The sequence below is a fragment of the Thiocapsa sp. genome, assembly GCF_035467215.1.
Taxonomy (GTDB): domain Bacteria; phylum Pseudomonadota; class Gammaproteobacteria; order Chromatiales; family Chromatiaceae; genus Thiocapsa.
The window spans coordinates 1-8,285 of sequence record NZ_DATITZ010000296.1 but is presented as its reverse complement, the minus strand read 5'-3'; the positions used below and the strand labels follow the sequence as shown (position 1 = coordinate 8,285).

The 8,285-nt window shown below is 66.3% G+C and carries 8 protein-coding genes; 3 read left to right on the top strand and 5 right to left on the bottom strand.

Annotation, left to right across the window (positions count from 1 at the left end; genetic code table 11):
* The 5 genes from hrpB to VLR48_RS16485 form a co-directional block, all read right to left on the bottom strand.
* The coding region (gene hrpB / locus VLR48_RS16505) for an ATP-dependent helicase HrpB (RefSeq protein ID WP_325292837.1) at positions 1–1,435 on the bottom strand (1,435 nt) is incomplete at its 3' end.
* Positions 1,436–1,928: 493 nt separating this feature from the next.
* Positions 1,929–2,129: a hypothetical protein gene (locus tag VLR48_RS16500; protein ID WP_296698775.1), complete on the bottom strand. Its 201-nt coding sequence runs from the start codon at positions 2,127–2,129 to the stop codon at positions 1,929–1,931.
* Between the two features lie 135 nt (positions 2,130–2,264).
* A complete protein-coding gene (locus tag VLR48_RS16495) occupies positions 2,265–2,591 on the bottom strand; it encodes a DUF4342 domain-containing protein (RefSeq protein WP_325292836.1) in 327 nt (108 codons plus the stop codon).
* A gap of 34 nt (positions 2,592–2,625) precedes the next feature.
* Positions 2,626–3,516 (bottom strand): alpha/beta hydrolase, encoded by an 891-nt coding sequence (locus VLR48_RS16490; RefSeq protein ID WP_325292835.1) that lies wholly within the window; start codon positions 3,514–3,516, stop codon positions 2,626–2,628.
* A 40-nt stretch (positions 3,517–3,556) separates the two neighbouring features.
* Positions 3,557–4,552, bottom strand: a complete 996-nt coding sequence (locus VLR48_RS16485; RefSeq protein ID WP_325292834.1) for a serine/threonine protein kinase — start codon at positions 4,550–4,552, stop codon at positions 3,557–3,559.
* A 79-nt stretch (positions 4,553–4,631) separates the two neighbouring features.
* Here VLR48_RS16485 and VLR48_RS16480 point away from each other — a divergent pair, with 79 nt between their 5' ends.
* The 3 genes from VLR48_RS16480 (at position 4,632) to leuD (ending at position 8,004) form a co-directional block, all read left to right on the top strand.
* A complete protein-coding gene (locus VLR48_RS16480; RefSeq protein ID WP_325292833.1) occupies positions 4,632–5,594 on the top strand; it encodes a hypothetical protein in 963 nt (320 codons plus the stop codon).
* A 359-nt stretch (positions 5,595–5,953) separates the two neighbouring features.
* Positions 5,954–7,357, top strand: coding sequence for a 3-isopropylmalate dehydratase large subunit (gene leuC / locus VLR48_RS16475; protein WP_325292832.1), 1,404 nt, complete (start codon positions 5,954–5,956; stop codon positions 7,355–7,357).
* Positions 7,357–8,004, top strand: a complete 648-nt coding sequence (leuD, locus tag VLR48_RS16470) for a 3-isopropylmalate dehydratase small subunit (RefSeq protein ID WP_325292831.1) — start codon at positions 7,357–7,359, stop codon at positions 8,002–8,004. The genes leuC and leuD overlap by 1 nt, the downstream gene beginning before the upstream one ends.
* Positions 8,005–8,285 lie beyond the last annotated feature (281 nt).

Sequence of the window (8,285 nt, the reverse complement as noted above, 5' to 3'; positions counted from 1 at the left end):
CCGGCACCGAGCGCCGTTCACGCCAGGTGTGCAGGGCTTGCAGACGCATACCCAGGTCCGCCGGGCGGCGTTGTCCGGGCGTGTCGAGCAGCGGGTCGCGCTCGGTGATCAGGGCGCAGAGATCGGCGGCGTCGCCGCGGGCCGATTCAGCGGCGCCGAGCAGCATCACGGCCAGTCGCGGATGGACCGGCAGCTCCGCCATCCGCCGGCCGAGCGGGGTGATGGCGCCGCGCGCATCCAAAGCGCCGAGGCGCGTCAGGAGTGCTGCGGCGGCATCCCACGCGGGGACGGGCGGCGGATCGGCCCAGCGCAGCCCGTTCGGATCCGCCACGCCCCAAAGCCGCAGCTCCAAGACGAGCGATGCCAGATCGGCTTGGAGGATCTCGGGTGTCCGGCGCTCGGGTCGCCCCTGCTCCTGTGCGCGGGTCCAGAGCCGATAGCAGACACCCGGACCCAGCCGTCCGGCACGCCCGGCGCGCTGCTCGGCCGAGGCGCGCGCGATCGGCTCGGTCACCAGACGCGTCAGCCCGGAGCCCGGATCGAATCGCGGTTTGCGGGTCAGACCGCTGTCGATCACGACCTGGATGCCCGGGATCGTCAGGCTGGTCTCGGCGATATCGGTGGCGACCAGCACACGGCGGTCGGCTCCCGCGTTCGGGACCAGTGCCTTCTCCTGCTCCTCGGTCGGGAGACTGCCGTGCAGCGGCAGGACCCGGATCCGCTCGTCCGCCAGCTCGCGCAGCCGCGCGACGCAGCGATTGATCTCGCCCGTACCGGGGAGGAATGCCAGAATGTCGCCCGAATGCTCGGCAAGCGCGGAGCGCACGCAGGTGATCACGGCCGCGACGGCATCGGCGCCGGGGGCGCGATCGGCATAATGGACCTCGACGGGGAAGCTCCGTCCCTCGCCGCGGATGACGGCGGCATCGCCCAAGAGCTCGGCCAGCGGCTCGGCATCCAGGGTCGCGGACATGAGTAGCAGCCGTAGATCCGGGCGCAGCCCGGCGACCAGGTCCAGCGCGAGCGCGAGCCCGAGGTCCGATTGCAGACTGCGCTCGTGAAACTCGTCGAACACCAGGAGTCCGACCCCTTCGAGCGTGGGGTCCGACTGGATGCGTCGGGTCAGGATGCCCTCGGTGATGACCTCGATGCGGCTGCGCGGTCCGATTCGGCGCTCGAAGCGGATCTGGTAGCCGACCCGCTCGCCGAGCGACTCGCCCAGGAGCGCGGCCATCCGCGCGGCGATCATGCGTGCCGCCGGGCGCCGCGGTTGAAGCATGAGGATTCGGCCGGCGCCGAGCCAGTCCTCCTCGAGCAAGGCGAGCGGAACCCGCGTGGATTTACCCGAGCCGGTCGGCGCCTGGAGCACCGCATGGCCACGACGCAGCGCGGCGCGCAGGTCGTCCAAAACGGGCTCGATCGGCAGTGGATCCATCGGCGGCTCGGGTGCTTGGTCGATTTCGGAAGTGTCGGCCGAGTTGAATGGATCCATCGGAGTCGAGCAGGCGCGTCCGTTGCTTACATTTTGTTCAAGCTCAGACCGATCATGCGACCGACCTGCGCACCTATCGCTTTAAGCCGCGCCCGGTGCAGTCTGCGTCATGTGTTGGGAGTGTGCGTCGGCTCTTCGGGTTTGCGACCTGGATGGCCGTGGTCACGGGCATCGGCTTCTTGATCATGTTGCCGATTGCGCCCGTGCGAGTGCGGTGACGCATCTAAACCGCGTCCAGAGCGACATGAGGCATTTTCATGTTGCGTTTGGCTTTGGTGTTGTCCTCGACCTCGGTGAAGCGCGGTTTAAAGTCTAGTTTTTTCCAAGACTTTAAACCGCGCCAGCTCCGACAGTCGTCGGAGCTGGCTCGCTCGAGCCACTCCGACACGTGACGCATACCGCACCGGGTGCGGTTTAGGCTTCGGTGCCGTTCGAGTTACTCGGCGGCTGCGGTCTCTTCGGCCGCTTCGGGTGCCGGCGGCGCCTTCGGGCGCAGACGCGTGATCAGTTGCTCGTCGAGCAGGATCTTCTCCTTGTCTTCGCCGTGGAGCCATTGCTTGCCCTTGGCCTGCACGGCATAGCGACCGGATTTCTTCTGGTAGATCCGATACTCGGCGGTCTTCTTGACTTCGTTCATCGTGGTTCTCTTCTGTTGTATGGCGGGTGTTTTCGAATCATTTTCAACATTTTAAACCGCGCCAGCTCCGACAGTCCTCGGAGCTGGCGCGGCCAAGACACTCCCGCAAACGGCGCATACCGCACCGGGCGCGGTTTAATCGTCCTGGTCGATGTCGCGCGGGTTGCGGAATCGCTCCGGCCCGTCGCGCTGGATCTCGACCCGGAATTGAGCGATCAGCGCAGCCATGGCGGCGAGCGCGGCGAGTACGGGCGCGAGGAAGGTCAGAAGCGCGGCGACGCCGACCCCTGCCGTCAGCGGGATCTCCACCAACGCCTCCCCGCTCGGGCGGCGGATGATCAGCCGGCGGATGTTGCCCTCTTGGATCAACTCCTTGACCTTCTCGACCAACGCACTGCCCATCACGGTGATCTCCTCGGTCGTGCCGCGTCCGCTTCGGTTGCCGGTCTTGTCGTTTCGCATGGTCGGGATCCGCGGTCTTGGTTGGCCGGGCATCCTAGCGGTTTCGAGCCGATTCGTCACTCGTTTCGGGCGGTTGGGACGGCTCGAGTGAGCCGATAAAGGCCGCAAGGCTGCGTTCATAGTCGGGTTGGCTGGCGAAAAAGCCGCTGTTGTGGTCGCCTCGCAGATCGACGAAACGTCGCGGCTCGCGTGCGGCCTCGAAGAGCTTCCGGCCCAGCGCGTAAGGCACGATCTCGTCGTCCGGGCTGTGCAGGACCAAGACCGGACTGCGCACGCGCGACAGCCGCTCGGCGGCATCGAAGTCGAAGCGCAGGTAGAGAACGCGGTGGAGTCCCGGATAGAGATGCCGCGCCATGTCGCGTGCCGAGCTGAAGCCGGACTCCAGGATGACCCCGGCCGAGGATACGCGCGAGGCCAGATCGGCGGCGACGCTTGCACCGAGCGAGCGTCCGAAGATGAGGATCGAGGCGGGGTCGACCCCGCGCACCTCGACCAGATGATCCCGGGCGGCGAGTGCATCGAGGTAGATCCCGGCTTCGCTCGGGCGCCCGGAGCTGCGCCCGTAGCCGCGATAGTCGATGATCAGGGCCGACAGCCCAAGCCGATGGAAGATGGCGATCGAGTCGCCCCGATGACTGATGTTGCCGGCGTTGCCGTGGAAGAAGAGCAGGGTATGGGTCGCGTCCGGGTGCGGGATGAACCAGCCGTGGAGCCGGGTGCCGTCCCTTGCGGTCAGCTCGACTTCCTCGAACGTGAGCCCCCAATCGGCCGGGGTCGCATCCAGCACACGCGTCGGGTAGAAGACCATGCCGGGTTGGAGCAGCCACATCGCGGCGTTCAGAAGCAGGATCGTCGATGCGATCCAGCCGAGACCGGAGAGCAGGCCGGACACAAAACCGGAAGCGGATGGCGGGAGACCGAGCATGCTCAGGGCGCTTGGCCGGCTGATCGGAATGCTGGACGCATCAGGACGGGCTCGCCCACAAAGGCCCTTCCTCCATCGCCGCGATCTGCTCGCGCAGCTGCAGGATGTGATCTTCCCAAAAACGCGGAGCCGAGAACCAAGGGAAGGCGGCGGGGAAGGCCGGATCCTCCCAGCGCCGGGCGAGCCAGGCAGCGTAATGGATGATGCGCAGTGTGCGCAGGGGCTCGATTAGATGCAGCTCGCGGTAGTCGAGCTCGAAGAAGTCCTCGTAGCCGGCCAAGACGTCGGCGAGCTGTCCGCTCATCTCCTCGCGATCACCCGAGAGCAGCATCCAGAGATCCTGGATGGCCGGGCCCATCCGTGCGTCGTCGAAGTCGACGAAGTGCGGTCCGGCGTCCGTCCAGAGCATGTTGCCGCGATGACAGTCGCCGTGCAGCCGGATCATGGCCGGCGAGCCGGCGCGCGCGTAGCAGGCACGCACGCCGACGAGCGCCTGCTCGACGACGCTCTTGTAGGCCGGAAGCAGATCCTTCGGGATCCAATCGTGCTCCAACAGAAAGCCCCGCGGCTCCTCCCCGAACGACTCGACGTCGAGCGTCGGGCGGTGCGCGAAGGGCTCGAGTGCGCCGATCGCATGGATGCGCCCGAGCAGACGCCCGAGCCACTCGAGGACGCTCGGGTCGTCAAGCTCGGGCGTGCGACCGCCGCGCCGAGGCGTGAGCGAGAAACGGTGGCCGGCATAGGCGTGCAGGGTACGGCCGTCGATGATCGACGGCGGGACTGCCGGGATCTCGTGCTCGGCCAGCGTCCGGGTGAAGCTGTGCTCCTCCAAGATGGCCTCGTCGCTCCAGCGTCCGGGTCGGTAGAACTTGGCGATGAGCGGCTGCGCATCCTCGATCCCGATCTGATAGACGCGATTCTCGTAACTGTTGAGTGCGAGCATGCGCCCGTCGGTGGGCAACCCGAGACTCTCGATCGCGGTGAGCACGAGGTCCGGGCTGAGATCGGCGTAGGGGGTGGGATTGGGCGTTATCATGCGGCGATTCTAACGGATCCCGATTCGCGGGGTCGGAAAACGGATCTGGGTTGAAGGGAACCGCGGGAGCACGAAAGTCATGTACCGACATCCGAAACGGCGCGGCGTTTGGCCTGTCGCTTTGCTCATTCTCCTGAGCGCAGCGTCCGCCTGTGCCGAGACGCTGCGCTTCTTCGCGGCGGGCGATCTGCCGTATTTCGCCGCCGAGACCGAACAGCTTTGCGATCTCTTCGACACGGCCGAGGCCGAAGGGACGCCCTTTCTGATCCATGTCGGTGACATCAAGTCCGGCAGCAGCCCCTGCACGGACGCCAACCTCAAGACGATCGCGGAGCTCTTTCGGGCGCGGGCCGTGCCTGTCGTCTTCACGCCCGGCGACAACGAATGGACCGATTGTCATCGCGAGCGTGCCGGCGCCAAAGACCCGCGGGAGCGGCTCGCGCGGGTGCGCGAGGTCTTCTACGGGGTTCCGGGCGTCTTGCGGCTCGATCGTCTCGGTGCCGTTCGCGGCGAGGGCGCCGACGCGACCGACTATCCGGAGAACTACAGCTTCATCCGCAACGGGGTTCTTTTCGTCGCGGTCCATGTCGTCGGCAGCAACAACGGCTATGCGCCGGACGACCCGGCCGCGGTCGCCGAATTCGAGGCACGCGACGTCGCGAACGTGCGTTTTCTTCGCCAAGCGACCGCGCTGGCCGCCGAGCGCGACGCGACGGCTATCGTCATCGTCTTTCACGCGAATCCGCAATTCGAGAAGGCCCGTCCGGCGCGTGGTTTCGTTCGGCTGCGGCGCGCACTCGTCGAGCTCATGCGCGCCTATCCCGGACCGGTGCTCGCGATCCACGGCGACACGCATCGCTTCAGGCACGATCGCCCCCTGATCGACCCCGCGACGGGCGCGCCCTTCAAACGCTTCGTGCGCACGGAGGTCCCGGGCTCGCCCGTGGTCGGCGGGGTCTGGATCAGTGTAGATCCGCAGGCGGAGGAGCCGTTCGGGGTCAGCGAGATGTATCCGATTTCGCGGACTCGCTTGATGCAATGAACATCGGGATCAAAATCAACATGAAATGGTAGGTTGGGCAAAGCGCAGCGTGCCCAACTGCCCTGTGATGCCGGCGCGGGTTGGGAACGCTGCGCTTTGCCCAACCTACGGCTGCAACGCGACCGCGATATCCCGGCGCGCAGATGCGGAGATAAAGAGCTTCGTCATCTCGACCGAGGCATCTCTGCCGGCTCGATGCTGTCGAGATAGTCAGCGATCTCCGCCCGCGTACCGACAGGCTGAAAGCGACCTTCGTCGAGATCGCGCAGACCGATATCGACATGCTGCGCCGCCGCAATTGAGTTTGACTGCCCCGGCGTTTATGCTTCGCGATTCGTTTTTGTTTCGAGGCCGGAGCCATGGGTGCCAAGACCCTCTACGCTAAACTTTGGGACGAGCATGTCGTCCATCTCGACGAGAACGGCACGGCCCTGCTCTACATCGACCGCCAGCTTGTTCATGAGGTGACCTCGCCGCAGGCCTTCGAGGGGCTGCGTCTGGCCGGGCGGCGTCCGTGGCGGGTCGCGGCGAATCTGGCCGTGCCTGATCACAATGTCCCGACGCGCGATCTCGCGGCCGGCATTACGGATCCGGTCTCCAAGATCCAGGTCGAGACGCTCGACAGCAACTGTGCCGAGTTCGGGATCACCGAGTTTAGGATGTCCGATCCGCGCCAGGGTGTCGTGCACGTGATCGGCCCGGAGCAGGGCTTTACCCTGCCTGGCACGACCGTCGTCTGCGGCGACTCCCACACCTCGACCCACGGCGCCTTCGGTGCGCTCGCGTTCGGGATCGGCACGTCCGAGGTCGAGCATGTGCTCGCGACCCAGTGCCTGATCCAACGCAAGTCCAAGACGCTCCTGATCAGCATCGACGGACAGGTCGGTCCGGGCGTCACCGCGAAGGACATCGTGCTTGCCATCATCGGCGAGATCGGCACGGCCGGCGGAACGGGCTCGGTGATCGAGTTCGCCGGCGATGCCATCCGCGCACTCTCGATGGAAGGGCGCATGACGGTCTGCAACATGGCCATCGAGGCCGGGGCGCGGGCGGGACTGATCGGGGTCGACGAGAAGACGATCGAGTACCTGCGCGGCCGTCCCTATGCCCCGACGGGCGAGCTCTTCGAGCAGGGCGCCGCCCATTGGCGCACCCTGGTCAGCGATGCGGATGCCCATTTCGATCGCGTGGTCCGGATGGACGCGGCGAAGATCCAGCCGCAGGTCACCTGGGGGACCTCGCCCGAGATGGTGGTCCCGATCGGCGGCGCCGTTCCTGATCCGCGCGACGAGCAGGACCCGGTGCGGGCCGAAGGGATCCGCCGCGCGCTCGATTACATGGGTCTCGAGCCCGGCACCGCGATTCGCGACATCCGCCCGGACAAGGTCTTCATCGGCTCCTGCACCAATTCGCGGATCGAAGACCTGCGCGCCGCGGCCGAGGTCGTCAAAGGCCGCAAGGTCGCCGACACCATCCAGCTGGCGCTGGTCGTGCCCGGCTCGGGCCTGGTCAAGGCGCAGGCCGAGGCCGAGGGCCTGGACCGCATCTTCACCGATGCCGGTTTCGAGTGGCGCGAGCCCGGCTGTTCCATGTGTCTGGCCATGAACGCCGATCGGCTCGAGCCGGGCGAGCGTTGTGCCTCCACATCCAACCGCAACTTCGAGGGCCGGCAGGGTCAAGGGGGTCGGACCCATCTGGTCAGTCCCGCGATGGCCGCCGCCGCGGCGGTGACCGGTCACTTCGTCGACGTGAGGGAGCTTTGATGGAACCCTTCCAAAATTTCACCGGCATCGTCGCGCCGCTCGATCGCTCGAACGTCGATACCGACGCCATCATCCCGAAGCAGTTCCTGAAGAGCATCGCGCGCACCGGCTTCGGGCCCTACCTCTTCGACGAGCTGCGCTATCTGGATCACGGCGAGCCGGGGATGGACTGCACGCACCGGCCGCTGAATCCGACCTTCGTGCTGAACGACCCGCGATACGCGAACGCGCAGATCCTGCTGGCGCGCGAGAACTTCGGCTGCGGCTCCTCGCGCGAGCACGCGCCCTGGGCGATCGCCGATTTCGGGCTGCGCGTCATCATTGCCCCAAGCTTTGCCGACATCTTCCACAACAACTGCTTCAAGAACGGTCTTCTGCCGATCGTTCTGGCGCCGAAGATCGTCGACGACCTCTTTGACCGCGCGAGCGGTCCGCAGGCGCTGCGGGTCGAGGTCGATCTGCCTGGACAGGTGCTCGTGCTGGACGACGGCACCCGCATTGCCTTCGAGGTCGAAGCAGGCAACAAGGAACGCCTGCTCAAGGGCCTGGACGACATCGGCGTGACCCTGGCGCAGGCCGATGCCATCCGCGCCTACGAGGAGCGGCGTCGGCGCGAGGCCCCCTGGCTCTTCGCGACTGCCGGTTAGTTGTTTGAACCGCAGAGGCGCGCAGAACCCGGAGGTCGGATTAGGCGCGCATGCTACAGCGCGTCATGCAAGCCTCGGCCGTATGACGCGCGCCGTAACCCGACACCCGGACGCCGAATGTCGGGTTACGCTGCGCTAACCCGACCTAGTGTGCCCGGCATGGGCCAAGACTTGCGATCTGCAAAGAGGTCGCCGGAGAGAGTGACGACAACCGTAGCGAAGCGCAAGGTGGACGCCGTGAGGCCAAGCTGAAAGAAGCGTGTAGCAAAGGCACGACCGTA

Coding starts and splice junctions, on each gene's coding strand:
- VLR48_RS16500 (WP_296698775.1), bottom strand. CDS start 2,129: ATGAACGAAGTCAAGAAGACCGCCGAGTATCGGATCTACCAGAAGAAA.
- VLR48_RS16495 (WP_325292836.1), bottom strand. CDS start 2,591: ATGCGAAACGACAAGACCGGCAACCGAAGCGGACGCGGCACGACCGAG.
- VLR48_RS16490 (WP_325292835.1), bottom strand. CDS start 3,516: ATGCTCGGTCTCCCGCCATCCGCTTCCGGTTTTGTGTCCGGCCTGCTC.
- VLR48_RS16485 (WP_325292834.1), bottom strand. CDS start 4,552: ATGATAACGCCCAATCCCACCCCCTACGCCGATCTCAGCCCGGACCTC.
- VLR48_RS16480 (WP_325292833.1), top strand. CDS start 4,632: ATGTACCGACATCCGAAACGGCGCGGCGTTTGGCCTGTCGCTTTGCTC.
- leuC (WP_325292832.1), top strand. CDS start 5,954: ATGGGTGCCAAGACCCTCTACGCTAAACTTTGGGACGAGCATGTCGTC.
- leuD (WP_325292831.1), top strand. CDS start 7,357: ATGGAACCCTTCCAAAATTTCACCGGCATCGTCGCGCCGCTCGATCGC.